An 18,696-nucleotide genomic window follows, 5' to 3' on the forward strand; every position below is an offset into this window, starting at 1 on the left:
GCGCGCCGCAGCCATTGAACCGCCATTGAATTGGAGATTCGAATGACACCATCGATTGCAAGAATTTTGGCAGCCGCGTTCGCCGCGCTGCTTCTGGCGTTTCCTGCTCAGGCCGCACCGCTGAAAATTGGCGTCACGCCCGGCGCGCTGGCCGACTCGGTCAACGTCGCCGCGGAGGAAGCGCGCAAGCAGGGTCTGGACGTGCAGGTCATCGAGTTCAGCGACTGGACCACGCCCAACCTCGCGCTGGCGAACAAGGACCTGGATGTGAATTATTTTCAGCACAAGGCCTTCCTCGATAATGCGGTCAAGGAACGCGGCTATGCATTCAACGTGGTCGGCGTCGGCGTGCTGTCCAATATCGGGCTCTACTCCAGGCGGATCAAGCAGATTGCCGACCTGAAGCCGGGTGCGACGGTCGCCGTAGCGAGCGACCCGGTCAACCAGGGCCGCGGCCTGCTGCTGCTGCAGAAGGCCGGCGTGCTCAAGCTGCGCGATGGTGTCGGCACGCGCGGCAGCCTGCGCGACGTCGTCGCCAATCCCAAAAAAGTGAAGATCCTCGAAATCGAAGGTCCGCAACTGGTCAGGGCGATCGACGACGTCGACCTCGCCCAGGGCTATCCCGGCCACCTGGTCGCGGCCGGCACCATGGACCCCGGCAGCGCGCTGCTGCTCTCGGGTGTGGATGACCTCGATTTCGCGATCCGCTTCGTCGCGCGCCCGGACAATGCGGCCGACCCGCGCCTGCTGCGCTTCGTCCGGATCTACCAGGAGTCGCCGGAGGTGCGTGCGCAGCTCAAGAAGTCTCATGGCAACAATGACCGCCTCTATACATTTGCCTGGCTGCCGCGCGGCTAGGGCTGTCCTGTGACTCAGCGGAGACTCCACGATGCGCTTTCCGGTACTTGACGATTACCTGCGGCGCCTGCCTGCCGAGGCCGCACGCATCACCGGCTTTGGCGCGACGGGCCGGGGCAGGTCCACGGAACGTACTTCAACTGCGCGCTCACCAGCGTGTTCCAGCCAGTGCGGCGGCTTGCCGGCGCGGAGCCGGTCGGCTACGAAGCCTTCGTGCGAAGCACGTCGGAACACAACGCCGCGCTGTCGATCTGGAAATTGCTGGAAGGCGCCGCCAGCGACGACGAGTCCATTGCACTGGACCGCTTATGCCGGATGCTGCACGCCATTAATTTCTTCCGGCAGTCACCGGGCGACAGCGCAGACCTCTACCTCAGCGTGCATGAGCGCCTGCTGGCAGCGGTGTCGGGCAGCCACGGCGTGGTGTTCCGGCGGGTCCTGGTCAGCCTTGGCCTGCCGATCGATCGCATCGTGCTGCAAATGCCGCCTGCCCGGCCAGGTCAGCAATTCCTGCTGAGCTATGTCGCCGACAATTACCGGCGCAGCGGTTTTCGGGTCGCGTTGAACGCGCTCGACGTCGCCGATGCTCTACGGCTGCTCGACCGGATTACCCCGGATGTGCTGAAGCTCGATGCACGAGAGATTAGCAGCGCCGCTGCGCTGGACGCGCTGGCCGCACGGTGCCGATTGCTCGGCACCGTGCTGCTGTTGAAGCAGGTCGAATGCGCGGCCGTCGCCAGTGCGGCAGAAAGCGCGCGCTTCATCCTCGCGCAGGGACATGCATGGGATCGGCCCGAAGCCACGCTGACGACACCGAATGAAAAATTCGCGAGCGATCGAGGCTGCGCCGGCGGCGCGACGCGCGCGAGGCTGCCTGGCGAGGCAAGTGCCCTGCTTCGCAACCGCTAGCGCAGCCGCCTCGCGTTCAATACCTGAATGGTCATCCAGGCAGATGTGAACTCGGTGCAGGGCCTCGGCGCCGGATGGCTGGATCACTAGCCGGCCGCGCGATGATGCATGCCGCGCTTATGCGCCTGAAACATAAGCTTGCGTCAAATCGTTCGTTTCCATTGTCAGCGCCGGCGTTTAATCTGAGCTTCCTACACACTGTTTCAGGGGACGTTTCATGGGTCACCACGCATTTTTACCAACAGCCAGCACAAGTATCAGGCCGGATTGGCCGGCGAGGAGCTGAGCCGTCATGACGATACTCTTGATCGGCGGCAGTCCATTGACGCCATCCCGTTCCACTCGCCTGCTGCACCACGCGGGCGAGCGGCTTACGCTGCTGGGCCATCGCACGCACCGGCTCCAGGTGCGCGACCTGCCTGCCGAGGCATTGCTGCATGCCGATTTCACCAATGCAGAGCTGGCCCGTGCTGTTTCGCTGGTCGCGGACGCTTCCGCGCTCGTGATAGCCACGCCGGTGTACAAGGCCGCCTACAGCGGCGTACTCAAGGCCTTTCTCGACATGCTGCCGCAGGACGGTCTCCACGACAAGGTAGTGCTGCCGCTGGCCACCGGCGGCAGCCAATCGCACATGCTGGCACTGGACTACGCGCTGCGGCCGGTGCTGTCGGCGCTGGGCGCTCGCCATGTGCTGGCAAGCATCTATGCAACCGACGCGCAGGTGCAGTGGTCCGAGCAGGACGGTCTGTCGATCGAGCCGGGTATTGCGCGGCGCCTCCAGGATGGCGTGGACGCGCTCTCGACCGGCCTGCTGGCACGCCGCGAATTCAGCGAGCCTGAGGCCGTGCCCCTGGATTGACGGCGGCCCCGGAGACATGGAAGGAGTCGCACGCATGATGACCCCGGCAGCCGACCGCTTTCGCGTCCTGATCGTTCCGGGTCTGCAAGATAGCGGGCCCGGACACTGGCAAACGCTCTGGCAGCAGCACGCCCCGCGATTCGAGCGTGTGGAGCAGGCGCAGTGGAACGTGGCCGATATCGATGCCTGGTCGACTTGCGTCGCCAGCACCCTGCGCCGCTCGGCACGCCCCGCCGTGCTGGTAGCGCACAGCTTCGGCTGCCTGGCCGCGGTGCATGCTGCCGCAGGCGGCGCGCGCAATCTGCATGGCCTCTTCCTGGTGGCACCCGCGGATCCTCAGCGCTTCCGGCTGGGCGCAACCCTGCGCGATTTGACGCTGCCTTGCCCGGCAACGGTCGTGGCAAGCGCCAACGATCCGTGGATGGACGTCGTCAGCGCGGCATGGTGGGCTCGGCGATGGGGCGCCGCGTTTTTCAATGCGGGCGAACTCGGTCACATCAATGCCGATTCGGGCATCGGTGCATGGCCGCAGGGAATAGCGCAGTTCGACCGGCTGCTGGCGCGCCTGCCATCGCCCGCCCGTTGCGCATGCGGCAGCGAATCTGAAACCAGGACGCCTGCCGGACGATGACGGCATGCATGCCGATGCAATGCGCTGCCGCTGCCCGTCCGTGCAACCCTGCGCCGGTGCAGACCTGACGCAGCGGCTTTTTTTTGCATAAGCAACTGCAAATGTATTCGTGTACGAACGTCGATTCAGCGCGCAATACTGGCAGCGTTCCCACTTTCCATTTTCTGAACAATGCCTTTGCCATTCATTAGTTCCACTGTCCCCGACGAGGCCGCCGGTACCGCTGCCGAGGCGCTCAGCGTCGCCACGGGACTCGCGCTCCGGCTGGCGGAGAGCGCTGCCGAACGCGACCGCGCGGGAGGCCATGCGGCGCAGGAACGCGAATGGATCCGCGCGTCCGGCCTGCTGGCGCTGTCCATTCCCGTCGAATTCGGCGGGCAGGGCGCAGACTGGGCCACCGTGTATCAAACTGTCCGCATCCTCGCACAGGCCGACAGCGCACTTGCACATGTGTATGCGTTCCATCACCTGCAACTGGCCGGCGTCCGGCTGTACGGCAACGCGGAGCAGCAGCAGCGGCTGCTGTCGCATACCGCGGAAAGACGCCTGTTCTGGGGCAATGCCTTGAACCCGCTGGACAAACGTGCCATCGCCACGCGCATTGACGGCGCTTATCTGATCGACGGCGTGAAAAGCTTTTGCTCCGGGTCGGTGGGCTCGGACTGGATGACCGTGTCGGCCTGGCACGAGGAGACGCAGAGCGCGGTGATCGGCGTGTTGCCGACGATGCAGGAAAAGATACGTGTCGAAGCGGACTGGGATGCATTCGGGCAGCGGCAGACCGACAGCGGCAATGTCCATTTCACCCAGGCGCTGCTGCCGGACGAACTGGTGCTGCAGGCGCCGCTGCAAATCCCTACGACACGCACGACGCTGCGCACTCTCGTGTCGCAACTGATCATGACCAATCTTTACCTCGGCATCGGACTCGGCGCTTACGCGTCGGCACGCCGCTACACCGCGGACGAGTCGCGGCCCTGGCAGGCATCCGGCGTGTCCGCAGCGGTGGAAGACCCGTATATCCAGCACCGCTACGGAGAGCTCTGGCTGCTCCTGCGCCCGGCCCAACTGCTGGCCGATGACGCCGCCGCCAGACTGGACCACGCGTTCAACAGCACCGGGCCGCTGGATCCGGACGCGCGCGGACGGGTTGCCATCGCGGTGGCCGAAGCCAAGTGCCTGTCGCACCGCGCAGCTATCGAGGTCAGCAGCCAGATGTTCGAGCTCATGGGCGCACGCGCCACATCATGCCGCTACGGTCTGGACCGCTTCTGGCGCAACGCGCGGGTGCATACGCTGCACGATCCGGTGGACTATAAATTGCGCGACATCGGCCGCCACATGCTAGACGGCAGCTACCCCGAGCCAACTGCGTATTCCTGAGCCGGGCGATCGCACCCGATTCACAACGAACCACGAGGACGACATGCAACGCCGAACCTTCCTGAAGGCTGCCGCCGGCGCGGCCGCCACGATTGCTCCCGCATTGACGCGCGCCGCCGGGCCGCTCACGGAGCTGCGGCTGGATTATGCCTATTATTCGCCGACCAGCCTGGTCCTGCGCCGCTTCGGCTGGCTGGAAGAAGCATTCAGGAGCGATGGCACCAGCATCAAATGGGTATTCTCGGCTGGCAGCAACCGGGCGCTCGAATACCTGAACGCCAACAGCATCGACATCGGCTCGTCCGCCGGCCTGGCGGCCCTGCTGGCCCGTGCCAACGGCGCACCGATCCGCGCCCTACATCTTCTCGCGCCCCGAGTGGACCGCGCTGGTGGTCAGGAAGGAATCGACCATCCGTACCGTGGCCGACCTCAGGGGGAAAAAGGTCGCGGCGACCAAGGGCACCGACCCTTACCTGTTTCTGCTGCGTGCCCTGAAGACCGCCGGCCTCAAGCGCAGCGACATCGAGCATGTCGGCCTGCAGCATGCGGACGGCCGCACGGCGCTGGAACAAGGCCGGGTGGATGCCTGGGCCGGGCTCGACCCGATGATGGCCGCCAGCGAACTGGAAAGCGGTTCGCGGCTGATCTACCGGAACATCGCCTTCAACACCTACGGCTTCCTGAACGTGCGCAACGCCTTCATCACGAGCCGCCCGGCGGAAGTTAGGCGGGTGATCGAGGCATACGAACGCGCCCGGCTCTGGACACTCGCCAACCCGACCGAGGCAGCGAAAATCCTGGCCGAGGAAGCGAAGGTCAGCCTGCCGGTCGCGCTAATGCAGGTGAAGCTGCGGACCGACTTCAGCAACCCGCTGCCGACGGCCGAGCATATGAAGGCGCTGCAGGTCGCCGCACCCATCCTGCAGGACGAAGCGCTTGTCAAGCCCGGCACCGACCTGAGCCGCGCAATCGCCGATCTGGTGGACGTTCGGTTCGCCCAATCGCTGCTGGCGCGCGGGTAAGGCCGGCAATGGCGACGCCTTCGTCCAAGCTGCCCGCGCTTGCAGCGACCGTACCCGGCAGACGCAAGCCCTTATCGCGGCGTGCGCTGCTTGGTTTGCTGTTCCCCGTAGCGCTGCTGCTTGCGGTCGAGGTGGGCGTGCGCGCCGGCAGGCTTCCGGCAAACCTTCTGCCGGCGCCGAGCGAGGTGACGCGGACCATCGTGTGGCTGGCCCAGCATGGCCTTGCCGCGCATCTGCTGGCCAGCGCCGCACGGGTGGCAGCCGGCTCCATGATCGGCGCGGCGCTGGCCATCCTGTTCGGGGCGCTGGTCGGGCTGGACTGTCGCGCCGAAGCGCTATTCGATCCCAGCTTCCAGGCGCTGCGCGCAATTCCATCCCTGGCCTGGGTGCCCCTGCTGCTCCTTTGGCTGGGCATCGACGAAGCGCCCAAAATCGTGATGATAGCGATCGGCGCCTTTTTTCCGGTCTACATGGGCGTGTCTTCCGGAATTCGCGGCGCCGACCGCAAGCTGGTGGAAGTGGCGCGGCTATACCGGCTGTCCGGCTCCGCGCTGGCTTGGCGGGTACTGCTGCCATCCGCGCTGCCGTCGATCCTGACCGGCCTGCGCAACGGCTTTTCCCTGGCCTGGATGTTCATGGTCGCCGCCGAACTGATTGCAGCAAGCCGCGGCTTGGGATACCTGCTGTCCGACGGCCGCGAAACCGGTCGCGCCGACATCGTGCTTGCGGCGATCGGCCTGCTGGCCCTGCTCGGCAAGGCCAGCGACAGTCTCATGCAGCGGCTCGAACGGCGCCTGCTCGCCTGGCGCGACACGAGCGTGGAGGATCGTTGAAATGACCGTGCAGCCCATGCTTGGACTCCATGTCGACGAGAAGCACCATGGCGCGCGCCTGGTGCTGCGCGACCTGCATCTGCAACTCGATGCGGGCGAGATCGTCAGCCTGATCGGCGCCAGCGGCTGTGGCAAGAGCACGCTGCTGTCCCTGGTGGCAGGGCTGGACCACGCGTTCCGCGGCTGCATTGCCATCGACGGCCGCGCGCCTGGCGAGATGCCGGGCACGGTGGGCCTGATCTTCCAGGAACCAAGGCTGTTCCCGTGGCTGTCGGTCGCCGGGAATATCGCCTTCGGCGCCGGCGGCGGGCACAGCCGCAGCCACGCGGCGCGGGTGGCGATGCTGCTCGATGAAGTCGGCTTGCGCGGCTACGAAAATGCGCTGCCCAAGCAGCTTTCCGGCGGGCAGGCCCAGCGTGTGGCCATTGCACGAGGACTGTACAGCCAGCCCCGCCTGCTGCTGCTGGATGAGCCGTTCTCCGCGGTCGACGCCTTCACCCGCATGAAACTGCAGGACCTGCTGCTGCGTCTGGCGCGCCAGCATGCGCTGACCGTCCTGCTGGTCACGCACGACATCGACGAGGCGCTGCACCTCTCCGACCGCGTGCTGCAACTCGACAGCGTGCCGGCGCCGTTGCGTGCACAATTTGTCTTGCCGCTTCCCCATCCGCGGGACCGGGGCGACGCGGCGCTCGCGCCGCTCAAGGCCGACATTCTCGCGCATCTGCACGCAGCCCACGCAATCTGAACCAGCGGCCGCGCGCCCGGCGGATCAGGGAATCAGGCCGGTGACCTTGATCGGCAGCGCCCCTATGGCGCTGCGCCGGTAGGTGGATGGCGACACGCCGATATGTTCCTTGAAGAACCGCGAGAAATTGCTGGGCGCCGAGAAACCGAGGTCCATCGCCACGTCGGTCAGCGATTCGCCCTGCCGGATCAGGCGCCGCATGGCTTCCTCCACGCGCACGGCGCTCCAGAACACCTGCGGGGTCGTGCGCAGCTGGTCCTTGAACAGGGCAAAGAAATGGGCGCGCGACAGACCGGTCTTGCCGATGATGTCGTCCAGCGTGATGCCGCACGACACATTTTCCCGCATCAATGCGATGGCGGTGCGCAGGCGATGGTCGAGCAGCGGCGGAAGCATGCGTATACTGGCGGCTTCCCTGGATGCGGTCGTGGCGTCGATCGTGGCAAGGATGAGCCGCTCGACTTCTTCTGCAACGCCCGGCCCGGCCTCGCGGGCTGTCAGGATCAGGTCGAGCACCTTCCAGCACTCCCGGCGCAGCGTATCGTCGACAGGGACGCGCGGCGAGGGAAAAATGAATGGCCGGCCGGTGACTTTTCGACGCTCGTTCAGCCACGAATGCGAAATCATCAGGCACAGGAACACGGCCGAACCATTTCCTTCCGTCAGCGTCATGTCATGGGCCTGGTAGGCGTTGGTCGCCAGGCCGACGGTCTCGCCATATTCGATGATGTCGCTGCCGACATGCGCCTGGGCACGGGCGCCGCCCAGCCAGAAAGCGATCTGCGATTCCGAATGCGAATGCGCCACCAGGTTGGAACGCGATTCCAGCACGATGGCTTGTCCAAAAGCGCCCTCATAGACGGCGTATGCCTCTGCCATGCTTGTCTCCTTGTGCCGTGTAATCCGGCTTTTTATTAATTCTACGCAGTTAACCCTCCGATCACGCATTCGGGAAAAAGATATCAGACGCATTGATAAGCGGCGCGATCAGGGGATAAGTACGTGGACGACATGACAAGCGCGAACCCGGGCGACCTCCTAGACTCCGGCAACGGTCAACGACGCCGCACACTTTAATTTAATTAAAAGTCTTTAATCACCGAGGAAACAATGGCGACACAAATCATCGGGAATCTGGCAGTAGAAATCGACGGCGACGGCGACGCCATCGTCTGCGTGCATGGCCTGGGAGGAACGAGCAACAGCTGGACGCCGCTGATGCCCGCCATGCAGGGCCATCGTATCGTGCGGATCGACCTTCCCGGCAGCGGCCGCTCGGCAAACCCGCCCGGCGAGCTGAGCATCGCCACCATGGTCGATGCGGTCCTGCGCGTCTGCGACCAGCTCGGGATCGACAAGGCCCAGTTCTGCGGACATTCGATGGGCACCATCGTTTGCCAGCATATCGCGGTGCAGCACCCGGAGCGCGTGAGCGGCCTGGCCCTGTTCGGCCCGCTGGTGTGCCCGCCGGAGGCAGCGCGCCCGAACATCCTCGCGCGTGCCGAGAAGGCGGCCGGCGGGCTCGCGGCAATGCAGGAAATCGCCGACGCCATCGTCGGGGCGGCAATCAGCAAGGAAACCCGGGCGCAGCAGCCGGCCGCGGTGGCGCTCGTGCGCGAAAGCGTGATGCGCCAGTCGCCGGAAGGCTATGCACAGAGCTGCAGGGCGCTGGGCAATGCGCAAGCCGCCGACATCGACGCGATCTCGGTGCCGACGCTCTTGGTGACCGGCGACCAGGACGGCGTGGCGCCGGCGCAGGCGGTGCAGGCAATGGGACAGCGGATCAGGAATAGCCGGGTGGTCGTGCTGGACGGCTGCGGCCACTGGACCGCCTTCGAGAAGCCTGCCGAGTGCAATGCCGAACTGGAAAAATTCCTGTCGGCCTGACCGGTAGCGCAAGTACATAAAAAAAGAGGAGACAGCAATGATGAAAACTGCAATTACCAACGTGCTCGTGTTCGATGGCAGCGGCGAAGACCCTTACAAGGGCGAGGTGCTGATCGAAGGCAACCGGATCGTCGAGGTGGCCCGTGCGCCCGGCAAGCTTCATGGCGCCGCCGACAAGGTCATCGACGGCGGCGGCAAGTTCCTGATGCCCGGCATGACGGAAGCCCATACCCACTTCTCGTGGAACGACCAGCCGTCGCTGAACGCGATCCAGATGATGCCGCCGGAAGAGCACATCCTGTGGTGCGTCGGCGTGGCGAAGCGCTACCTGGACATGGGCTGGACATCGGCGATCGGCGCGGCGGCAGCCAAGCCGCGCCTGGACGTCGTGCTTCGCAACGCGGTCGAGTCCGGCCAGTTTCCCGGGCCGCGCTACCTGGCGGGCAGCCAGGAAATCTGCACGCTGGGCGGCCTCGGCGACAACACGCTGCCGCATCTGCCGTTCGAGGAACTGAGTTTCGGCAGCATGGTGAGCGGCCCCGAGGAAATGCGGCAATGCGCCCGCATGTTCATCAAGTACGGCGTCGACCATCTGAAAATCAACTTGTCCGGCGAATATATCGCCGGCCTGTCGGCCGAGGCCTCGCCTTTCTCTGAGGAAGAAATCGCGATGCTGGTCCGCGAAGCAAAGCGCAACGGCAAGCGGGTCGCAGCGCATGCCCGTTCCAGCGATTCGGTCAAGCAATGCGTGCGCCACGGGATCGAACTGGTCTACCACGCCAGCTTCGCGGACGAGGAAGCGCTGGACATGCTGGAGGAAAACAAGGAAAAGCATTTCGTCGCGCCGGGACTGGCCTGGCTCATCCGCACCAATTTCAATGCGTCGGAATACGGCATCACGCCCGAGATCGCGGAGAAGATGGGCTACAAGCGCGAGCTCGAGGCGGCCACGGAAACGCTGCGCAAGATGCACAAGCGCGGCATCCGGGTGCTGCCCGGCGGCGATTACGGCTTCGCCTGGATGCCGCACGGCACGAATGCGAACGACCTGCAATACCTGGTCGACTACGTCGGCATGACGGCGAAGGAAGCGCTGCTGTCGGCAACCAGACTGGGCGGCGAAATCATGATGCGTCCGCATGAACTCGGGCAGCTCAAGCCCGGCTACCTGGCCGACCTCGTGCTGGTCGACGGCAACCCGCTGACGAATCTCGGCTACCTGACCGAGCCGTCCAGGATCGCGATGGTCATGAAGGATGGGGTGACGTACAAGACCCCCTCGGACCCCAGCCCGGCCGATGCATCGATCCATCTTCCACCGCGTGAGAATCCGCTGGCCGACGAGGGTCTCAAGGAAGCAATGGCGAGCTGAAGGGCGGCACATTGCCCCGGGAGAGCCGGCTGCCCGCAGCAGTCGGCCTGGAGCGGTCGCGTCCGCGCCATCGCTGGAACGCCTCGCTTGCCATCCCGGCGGCGCAGCGGCTCGTTGGCGGAGCAGGCCGCCATCGGTGCGAGTCCCATGGGCAGCATCCTGCTCCGGAGACGCCATCGGCGATGCAACAGTGAAGTCCATGACCTGAATGAAAGCCGGCCGCGCGCCGGTTTTCAGGCGCGCCCGCATGCCGGCGCCGGTTCAGGTCCTCATAAGGTGGGCCAGGCATGAAGCTACTATTCAGTGTGACGATGAATGCGATCACGGTCGCATCCCTCTATTTTCTGGTTGCAAGCGGTTTTTCCCTGATCTTCGGCCTGCTGCGGTCGGTGAACATGGCACACGGCGCGCTCTACCTGCTGGGCGCGTACTCGGGCTACGAGATTGCGCTGAAGACCGGGTCATGGCTGGCCGGACTGGGCGGCGCCTGCCTGCTCGTGGCGCTGGTGGGCGTCGTCCTGCACCAGACCCTGGTCAAGCGGCTCGCCGGCGACGAACTCCGGCAGGCGCTGGTCACCATCGGCTTCTCCATCGTCCTCGGCGATCTGCTGCTGATCCGCTACGGCGGCGCCACCGTCCAGTACGAGCCGCCGGAAGCGATCTTCGATGCGACGCCGTTTCCGATCATCGGGGCTTATCCGACGATACGCCTGGTCGTGATCGCCGTGGCCGTCGTGGTCGGCCTGCTGCTGTGGGCGCTGATACAGAAAACCCGGCTGGGCATGGCCATCCGCGCCGGCGTCGACGATGCGCCCATCCTCGGCGCGATGGGCTTCAATGTGTCGCGCTATGTCCTGGCCGTCTTCGCGCTGGGCGCCGGCCTGGCAGGCCTGGCCGGCGTGATCGGCGGCAGCGCGCTGTCGGTCGCGCCGGGCGAGGATTCCCGCTTCCTGCTGTCGTCGCTGGTCGTGGTCATCGTCGGCGGCATGGGCAGCCTGCCGGGCGCGGCGCTGGGCGCCGTGCTGATCGGCTTCACCGAGCAGTTCGGGCTGGCATTTTTCCCGAACTACGCGATCCTGATGACCTTCGTGCTGATGGTCGCCGTGCTCGCGTTCCGGCCGCAGGGCCTGATGGGAAGGGCGGTATGAAGCGCGCGGCGGTTGCGCTGGCCGCGCTCGCGGCGCTGTCCTTTCCCTTCTGGGCCAGCGAATTCTGGGTAGCGACGGTGGTGTGCCGGATGCTGATCCTGGGCGTGCTGGCGCTCAGCCTGACCTTCCTCGCGTCCTTCATGGGCCTGGTCTCCTTTGCCCAGATGGCCGTCGCCGGGTCGGCCGCCTATACGCTGGCCCTGCTTTCCGCAAATACCTCCGGTGTCGGCGTTGAAATCGGCTGGCCGCTCGCGGTGCTGGCCGCGATTGCGCTGGCGACATTCACCGGCTTCGTCTTCGGCGCGATCTCGATCAAATCCTCAGGTATCTACCTGCTGATGATCACGCTGGCGATCTCGGTCTGCATGTTCTATTTCGTTTCGCAGAATACCGCGGTCTTCAACGGGTTCGACGGCATCAACGGCATCAGGGCGCCCACGGTCGGGTCCACAAACCTGCGTGCGCCGACGCCGTTCTATTTCCTGTGCCTGGCCGTCGCGGTCGCGCTGGCGGGGCTGGTCGCCTACCTGGAGAGCACCCCGGCGGGTTCCCTGTTCCATGCCTACCGCAACGCGCCGCTGCGCCTCAATGCGCTCGGCTTCAATACGGTCGCGCTGCGCCTATTGGGGTTCACGCTGGCCGGCTTTATCGCCGGCATCGGCGGCGTGCTTAATACCTGGTACAACGGCCAGGTCTCCCCGTCGTCTATCGACGTGCATGCCGCCGTGCAGCTGCTGGTGGTGGCCGTGATCGGCGGCATGAAGCGCCCGGTCGGCGCGTTTCTGGGCGCCATGGTCTACGTGCTGCTGGAGAACTTCGCCGCCGAGCTGATCAGCCGGGAGCGCTTCAACCTCGTGATCGGCATCACCTTCATGCTGATCGTTTCCGTCTCGCGCGACGGCCTGCTTGGCATCGTGCGGGACGCGTCGCAGTTCTTTAGAAAGTCGCTCTCCCGAGCACCCCGAGTAACTCTCGAGAAAGTTACCCGTTGATTCACTACTTATAAGACACAGGAGACAAGATGAAAAAAATGATCAATCTGGCAGGCCTTGCCGCGCTGTCCACGCTGGCCCTCGCATCCGCCGGCGTCCACGCGCAGCAGACGATCCGCATGGGCGCCTTGACGACGCTGGAAGGCCCGTTCGCGCAGGCCGGCCAGGACGGATTGCGCGGCGTCGAACTGGCGCTGGAAGAAGCCGGCTACAAGGTCGCGGGCAAGAAGATCGAACTGATCAAGGAATCCAGCAACGCCAAGCCGGACGTGGCCGTGGCGCGGACCCGCAAGCTGATCGAGCAGGACAAGGTCGACTTCGTCGTCGGCCCGCTGTCCGGCGGCGAAGGACTGGCGGTGAAGGATTACGCCAACACGGTCCCTGGAAAGACCTTCCTCAACGGCACGTCCGGCGCGCAGGACACGACGCTGCGCAACCCGGCGCCCAACTTCTTCCGCTTCTCGACCGACGGCGCGCAATGGCAGGCGGGGCTGGGCAGCTATGCCTATGACGTGAAGAAATACCGCAATATCGCCGTGATCTCCGAAGACTATTCCTTCCCGTATTCGCAGGTGATGGGCTTCCAGCTGGAATACTGCGCACGGGGCGGCAAGATCGCCCAGAAAAACTGGGTGCCGCTGGGGACCAAGGACTACACGTCCGTCATCGCGCGCCTGCCGCAGGATGTCGACGCGGTCTACGTGCTGCTGGGCGGCTCCGACGCGGTCAATTTCTTTACCCAGTATTACCAGTCGGGCGGCAAGGCCAACATCATCGGTGGCAGCGTGACGGTCGACCAGAATGTGCTGAGCACCAAGGGCGCGTTCCGCAACAAGATGATCGGGCTCATTTCCGCAGGCCCGATCGCCGATGCCAACCCCGATCCGAAATGGGTTGCCTTCGTCGACGCCTACAAGAAGAAATTCCCCGACGGTTTCAGCTCGCCTTCGCTGTTCGCGCATGGCTACTACGTCAATACCAAGGCGGCCCTGCTCGCGCTGGAACAGGTCAAGGGCGACCTGAGCGACAACCAGCAGAAATTCCAGAAGGCGCTTGCCTCGCTAACGCTGGATTCGCCCACCGGCAAGGTCGTGCTGGACGAGAACCGGCAGGCGATCGCCGACAACTACGTGACCGAGGTGGTGCAGGGGAGCAATGGCAGTTTCCAGAACAAGCTGGTCAAAACCGCCAAGGCCGTGCCCCAGTCCCTCGGACTTCCGCGCGACGCGTTCCTGAAGCTGGGATCGGCTTCGCGCGACAATCCGGCGTGCACCGCGCAGTAAGCCGGGACCAGCGCGATGGCATCGGAAACCATTCTCGACGTGGCCGGCGTGAGCATCCAGTACGGTGTCATCCGGGTCGTCAACGGCGTGTCGCTGGCGCTGCGCAGCGGCGAGCGTCATGCGCTGCTGGGCACCAATGGCGCCGGGAAGACCAGCCTCTTCAACGGCATCGCCGGCGAAGTGCCGCTGGCGGCGGGACGCATCTCGTTTCGGGGCCGGGAAATTTCCGGCCTGAAGGCCTACCAGCGGGCGCGCCTCGGCATTGCCCGCACCTTCCAGACCTCGCTGTCGTTCGGCGACCGCAGCGTCCGGGAAAACATGCGGGTATCGCTGCTCGGCAACGGCAGCCCCCGCATCGGCATCCGGCCTTGGAGCCGGATGCCCGCGATGGAGCGCCGGGTCGACGATGCGCTGCAGGCGTTCGGGCTGATGGAGGTCTCCGCGCAGCCGGTCGGGGAGCTGTCCTACGGGCAGCAGCGCGAGATCGAACTGTGCATGGCCCTGATCGGCAAGCCGGACCTGCTGCTGCTCGACGAACCGGCTGCCGGCATGTCGCCGCAAGCCCGGAAGGAACTGGTGCGCCGTCTGGAGGCGCTGCCGCGCGACATCACCATGCTGTTCGTCGAACATGACATGGACGTCGCATTGCGCCTGGCAGACCGGGTGACGGTCATGCGGGACGGGGAAATCGTCGCGACCGGGACGCCCGACGCGATCCGTGCAAACCCGGTCGTAAAGGAGATCTACCTTGGCAAATCCCACTAGCGCGCTATCGATCAGGGGCCTGTACGTCGATCGCGGCGCCCAGCCTATCCTGCATGGGCTGAACTTGCAGCTCACAGGCGGGCGGCTGGCCGTGCTGGGACGCAACGGCGCGGGCAAGTCCACGCTGTGCCTGGCCATCATGGGAATGCTCCCGGTCAGGAGCGGCTCGATCACGCTCGACGGCGTCGAACTGGCCGGCAAGCCGCCGCATGACATCGCCGCGGCCGGCATTACGCTGGTCCCGCAGGGGCGGCGCGTCTTTCCGTCCCTGACGGTCGACGAGCACCTGCGCCTGATGGAAGGCCGTCGGCCCGGGCCATGGAATGCAGCCCGCGTCTATCGGGAATTGCCGCGGCTCGCCGAACGCAAGACTAACTATGGCAACCAGCTCTCGGGCGGCGAAAAGCAGATGCTTGCGCTGGGAAGGGCGCTGATGACCAATCCCCGGCTGATCGTGCTGGACGAGCCTTCCGAAGGCCTGTCGCCGCTGATCGTGGAGCACCTGCTGCAGCTCATTGCCGAGTGCCACCGCGAGGGCACCAGCATCCTGCTGGTCGAGCAGAACATGCGCGCCGGACTCACGGCGGCCGCGGAAGTGGCGCTGATGTCCGGCGGCGTGGTCAGCCATACGGTCTCCTCCGAAACATTGCAGTCGGACGAGAACCTGCAGCACCAATATCTTGGCATCGCTACCCATTGAGAGGACGCCGTGACGAAACGACTGGCTGGAAAACTGGCAGTGATCACCGGAGGCTCCGAGGGCCTGGGACTGGCGATCGCGAAGGCGTATGCGAGCGAAGGCGCGGACATCATCCTGGTGGCGCGCGACCAGGCCAAGCTCGGCCTCGCAGCCACGCAGGTGCGCGAATGCGGCGCGGAGGTGCAGACCTATGCATCCGATCTGAGCGACGGCAAGAATCGCGAGGAGCTGGTCGATACGCTGGCAATCATCAACCGCAACCGAAAAATCGACGTGCTGGTCAACAATGCCGGGACCTCGGTCTTCACGCCGCTGGGCCGGATCACGACGCGGGAATTCGAAGGGCAGGTCAACCTGAACGTCGCCGCGCCGCTCTTCCTGACGCAGAGCCTGCTGCCGCTGATGCGCAAGCCCGGCGCATCGGTGATCAACATGTCCTCGTACTTTGCCGACAAGCTGCTGTGGAACCGTCCGTCCAGCGTCTATTCGCTGACCAAGGGCGCGCTCAACTCGCTGACCAAGGCGATGGCCTTCGAACTGGCGCCCGAGGGCATCCGGGTCAATGCCATCAGCCCTGGCACGGTGGACACGGCCTTGCGCCGCAACACGATCAGCAGGCTGCCGACCGAGCAGCAGGCAGAAATCGCGGAATCGATTTCCTCGCTGTACCCGAGCGGTCGGATCGGACGCACCGACGATTTCAACGGGCTGGCCGTGTATCTTGCCAGCGATGACTCGGCATGGACCACGGGCGCGATCCTGAAAGTGGATGGCGGGCTTTCGTTGAGCTGAGCGGGAACCGTCGGCGCATCCACGGGCCCGATCGAAAGTCAGGGCGTACCGGATGAGAACGACGTTTCCGATCCGCAAACATGCCTTTTAGTGTGTAATAAGCGCAGCGCATTACACCACCGGCCGATCAAGCACCATCGTCCGTCCCCAGCGAATGGTGTTATGCGCTTGCGCCTATTCCACCCTAGGGAGTTCCATGGCGCCTTGCGAGCCAGGGCTGGTATAAGGGAGAATCGACAAGCGGTCGTGGCAAGCGCTTCGGATAACAAGCGCGGGCAGGGCGGGCACGGTCGCGGTAATCACGAGTTCCTTGAAATAAGCCTATGAACGGCAGCAGACGCAGATCGACGGCCAGCCCGTTCGGCGCCGGCCGTATTGTCTTTTGGCGCGGCGGCAGCCTGTGGATCGGGCATGCCGCCAGGGAAACCGAAAACCATGCGCACCATGCGATCCAGATCACGCTCGCGCTGGCGGGCGGCATGCTGCGTTTTCGCCAGCCCGGGCAGGCCTGGGCCAGCTACGGGGCGGCGATCGTCGCGGCCCATGCATCCCATGCATTCGACGCGCGCGACACACTGGTCGCGCTGGTGTTCGTCGAGCCCGAGTCGCTGGAAGGCCGGGCGCTGCGGGAACGCTATCCGGACGGCATTGCATCGCTCGACGGCGGACTGCTTGCCGAGCAGGCTGACTGGCTCGCGGCCAGCTATGCGCGGCATGACGGCGATGAAGCGCTTGCGTCATGCGCGCAAGCCGTGACCACCGGGCTGTCTTCGATGCATCATTCTTCGCCAAAGCCGCTCGACAAGCGGATCGCGCGCGCCATCGATCTCCTCCGTGAACGGCTTGCGGATGCGGTCCAGATGAGCGAGATTGCCGATGCGGTGCATCTTTCCTCCGAGCGCTTCCGCCATCTTTTCCTGCAGGAGACCGGCATCCGGTTTCGGCCCTATGTGCTCTGGCTGCGGCTGGAGGTCGCACTCGCGCGGTACGAGGCCGGCAGCAGCCTGACGGAGGCATCGCACGCGGGCGGCTTCGCCGACTCCGCGCACTTTTCGCGGACATTCAAGCGCATGTTCGGCGTGACCGCGATCGGCGTTCAGCGCGCCTAGCCGGCGCTGGACGGCTCCATCGTCCTTCTCCCGCAGCCGCATGCCGGCCGGCCGCGCGCCAGCCCGCGACTGGCTGTCTGCGATTAGCCGTTTCATTCAATTCGCATTGCGGGCACGACCCTAGACTGGCATCTCACTTTCAACAAAGGAGAAATGCCATGAACGCCATGAACGCCATCCCTCAAGCCCCCTGCACCTGCAAAAACTGCCCAGGGGAGGGCTGTGCCTGCGGTTGCCAGACGATCCCGGCGCAACAGGCCGCCGCCAGCACGGCTTGCCCCTGCGGCCCGCAATGCAAGTGCGGCACCGGCTGCGCCTGCACCCGGAAATAGGACCAATGGCCGCCGGTCTCCGGAAATACCGGGGCCGGCAGCCTTACCGGATTCAACCGGCATCAAAATCCCTGCATCCAGACCGGATTAGGCTGACGGGGTGCTTGCTCCGGCAGCAGGGATACGCCAAGGCCGGCAAGCGGATCCAGTGAGGCGATGATGAAATCTTCTGATGACGACACCGCATTCGCGGGTACGATCCCACAACTCTATGACCGGTACATGGTGCCGCTCATCTTCGAACCGTATGCCGCCGATATCGCCTCGCGTGTCGCGCAGTTGCAGCCGGAACAGGTGCTCGAGCTTGCGGCGGGCACCGGCGCCGTGACCCGTCATCTCGCGCGCCTGCTGCCGCCTGCGGTGCCCATCATCGCAACGGATTTGAACCAGCCGATGCTCGATGAAGCTGCGGCGGTGGGCACGGATCGCGCCGTGACGTGGCGGCAGGCGGATGCGCAGGAACTTCCTTTTCCGGATGGCACGTTCGATGTGGTGGTGTGCCAGTTCGGCGCGATGTTTTTCCCGGACCGGGCGAAGGCCTATGCCGAGGCAAGGCGCGTCCTCCGTCCCGGCGGGCGCTTCCTCTTCAACGTATGGGACCGGATAGCCGAGAACGAATTTGCCGACGTCGTCACCGGCGCACTCCGCATGCGCTTCCCAAGCTACCCGCCGCAGTTCCTGGCACGGATTCCGCATGGCTACCATGATCCTGCCGTCATCAGGCAGGACCTGGCGGACGGCGGTTTTGCGGGCGCGCCTGAACTGGCCACCGTCTCCGCTCGCAGCGTGGCCGAGTCGGCACGCATACCGGCGTTTGCCTATTGCCAGGGAACCCCGCTACGAAGCGAACTCGAGGCGCGGGACGCGTCGCGACTGGCGGAAGTCACGGAACTGGCGGCGAACGCGATTGCAGAGCGATTCGGCACGGGCAGGGTGGACGGCAAAATCCAGGCGCACATCGTTTCGATCCGACGTTAGCGCCTGGACCTTGACCATCGAGAAAGTGCGTCACAGGCTCGATGAACCCTGCCCCGGTCCGCATTGCGTTCCAGGGCACGGGTCTTACTGCACGC

18 protein-coding genes and 1 pseudogene are annotated in these 18,696 nt (G+C 65.1%); 18 read left to right on the top strand and 1 reads right to left on the bottom strand.

The window, feature by feature from the left end; genetic code table 11:
• Positions 1–42 precede the first annotated feature (42 nt).
• The 8 genes and pseudogenes from QOL82_RS11740 (at position 43) to QOL82_RS11775 (ending at position 7,243) form a co-directional block, all read left to right on the top strand.
• Positions 43–858, top strand: a complete 816-nt coding sequence (locus QOL82_RS11740; protein WP_283442450.1) for a MetQ/NlpA family ABC transporter substrate-binding protein — start codon at positions 43–45, stop codon at positions 856–858.
• A gap of 156 nt (positions 859–1,014) precedes the next feature.
• Complete coding sequence (locus QOL82_RS11745) at positions 1,015–1,767, top strand: EAL domain-containing protein (RefSeq protein WP_283442451.1); 753 nt, start codon at positions 1,015–1,017, stop codon at positions 1,765–1,767.
• Positions 1,768–2,059: 292 nt separating this feature from the next.
• Entirely contained in the window at positions 2,060–2,626 is a 567-nt protein-coding gene (gene ssuE, locus QOL82_RS11750; protein WP_283442452.1) for an NADPH-dependent FMN reductase, read from the top strand.
• Positions 2,627–2,660: 34 nt separating this feature from the next.
• On the top strand, positions 2,661–3,257 hold the full coding sequence (locus QOL82_RS11755; protein WP_283442453.1) for an RBBP9/YdeN family alpha/beta hydrolase: 597 nt from the start codon (positions 2,661–2,663) through the stop codon (positions 3,255–3,257).
• A 171-nt stretch (positions 3,258–3,428) separates the two neighbouring features.
• Positions 3,429–4,640 carry an acyl-CoA dehydrogenase family protein gene (locus tag QOL82_RS11760; RefSeq protein WP_430438469.1) on the top strand — a complete coding sequence of 404 codons (1,212 nt, stop codon included), beginning with the start codon at positions 3,429–3,431 and terminating at the stop codon, positions 4,638–4,640.
• Between the two features lie 43 nt (positions 4,641–4,683).
• Positions 4,684–5,662 (top strand): annotated as a pseudogene (locus tag QOL82_RS11765) (aliphatic sulfonate ABC transporter substrate-binding protein).
• Positions 5,663–5,670: 8 nt separating this feature from the next.
• Positions 5,671–6,495 carry an ABC transporter permease gene (locus QOL82_RS11770; protein WP_283442454.1) on the top strand — a complete coding sequence of 275 codons (825 nt, stop codon included), beginning with the start codon at positions 5,671–5,673 and terminating at the stop codon, positions 6,493–6,495.
• A 1-nt stretch (position 6,496) separates the two neighbouring features.
• Positions 6,497–7,243, top strand: coding sequence for an ABC transporter ATP-binding protein (locus QOL82_RS11775; protein WP_283442455.1), 747 nt, complete (start codon positions 6,497–6,499; stop codon positions 7,241–7,243).
• Between the two features lie 24 nt (positions 7,244–7,267).
• On the opposite strand, the gene QOL82_RS11780 is transcribed toward QOL82_RS11775, so the two are convergent.
• A complete protein-coding gene (locus tag QOL82_RS11780) occupies positions 7,268–8,122 on the bottom strand; it encodes a helix-turn-helix domain-containing protein (protein WP_283442456.1) in 855 nt (284 codons plus the stop codon).
• Positions 8,123–8,353: 231 nt separating this feature from the next.
• On the opposite strand from QOL82_RS11780, the gene QOL82_RS11785 reads away from it, so the two are divergent.
• The 10 genes from QOL82_RS11785 (at position 8,354) to QOL82_RS11830 (ending at position 18,601) form a co-directional block, all read left to right on the top strand.
• The gene (locus QOL82_RS11785; protein ID WP_283442457.1) at positions 8,354–9,130 is read left to right on the top strand and encodes an alpha/beta fold hydrolase; all 777 of its coding nucleotides are present in this window, start codon (positions 8,354–8,356) and stop codon (positions 9,128–9,130) included.
• 37 nt (positions 9,131–9,167) lie between these two features.
• Positions 9,168–10,502 carry a metal-dependent hydrolase family protein gene (locus QOL82_RS11790; protein WP_283442458.1) on the top strand — a complete coding sequence of 445 codons (1,335 nt, stop codon included), beginning with the start codon at positions 9,168–9,170 and terminating at the stop codon, positions 10,500–10,502.
• A gap of 287 nt (positions 10,503–10,789) precedes the next feature.
• The gene (locus QOL82_RS11795; protein WP_283442459.1) at positions 10,790–11,650 is read left to right on the top strand and encodes a branched-chain amino acid ABC transporter permease; all 861 of its coding nucleotides are present in this window, start codon (positions 10,790–10,792) and stop codon (positions 11,648–11,650) included.
• Positions 11,647–12,642 (top strand): branched-chain amino acid ABC transporter permease, encoded by a 996-nt coding sequence (locus QOL82_RS11800; protein WP_283442460.1) that lies wholly within the window; start codon positions 11,647–11,649, stop codon positions 12,640–12,642. The genes QOL82_RS11795 and QOL82_RS11800 overlap by 4 nt, the downstream gene beginning before the upstream one ends.
• Before the next feature lie 29 nt (positions 12,643–12,671).
• Positions 12,672–13,925, top strand: a complete 1,254-nt coding sequence (locus QOL82_RS11805) for an ABC transporter substrate-binding protein (protein WP_283442461.1) — start codon at positions 12,672–12,674, stop codon at positions 13,923–13,925.
• A 15-nt stretch (positions 13,926–13,940) separates the two neighbouring features.
• Positions 13,941–14,690: an ABC transporter ATP-binding protein gene (locus QOL82_RS11810; protein ID WP_283442462.1), complete on the top strand. Its 750-nt coding sequence runs from the start codon at positions 13,941–13,943 to the stop codon at positions 14,688–14,690.
• A complete protein-coding gene (locus tag QOL82_RS11815) occupies positions 14,674–15,390 on the top strand; it encodes an ABC transporter ATP-binding protein (protein ID WP_283442463.1) in 717 nt (238 codons plus the stop codon). The genes QOL82_RS11810 and QOL82_RS11815 overlap by 17 nt, the downstream gene beginning before the upstream one ends.
• A 9-nt stretch (positions 15,391–15,399) precedes the next feature.
• Positions 15,400–16,182: an SDR family NAD(P)-dependent oxidoreductase gene (locus QOL82_RS11820; RefSeq protein ID WP_283442464.1), complete on the top strand. Its 783-nt coding sequence runs from the start codon at positions 15,400–15,402 to the stop codon at positions 16,180–16,182.
• A 323-nt stretch (positions 16,183–16,505) separates the two neighbouring features.
• Positions 16,506–17,291: a helix-turn-helix transcriptional regulator gene (locus QOL82_RS11825; RefSeq protein WP_283442465.1), complete on the top strand. Its 786-nt coding sequence runs from the start codon at positions 16,506–16,508 to the stop codon at positions 17,289–17,291.
• Between the two features lie 491 nt (positions 17,292–17,782).
• Positions 17,783–18,601, top strand: a complete 819-nt coding sequence (locus QOL82_RS11830) for a class I SAM-dependent methyltransferase (protein WP_283442502.1) — start codon at positions 17,783–17,785, stop codon at positions 18,599–18,601.
• The last annotated feature ends 95 nt before the right edge of the window (positions 18,602–18,696 follow it).

Source organism: Noviherbaspirillum suwonense (assembly GCF_900182955.1).
GTDB classification, from domain to species: domain Bacteria; phylum Pseudomonadota; class Gammaproteobacteria; order Burkholderiales; family Burkholderiaceae_D; genus Noviherbaspirillum_A; species Noviherbaspirillum_A suwonense.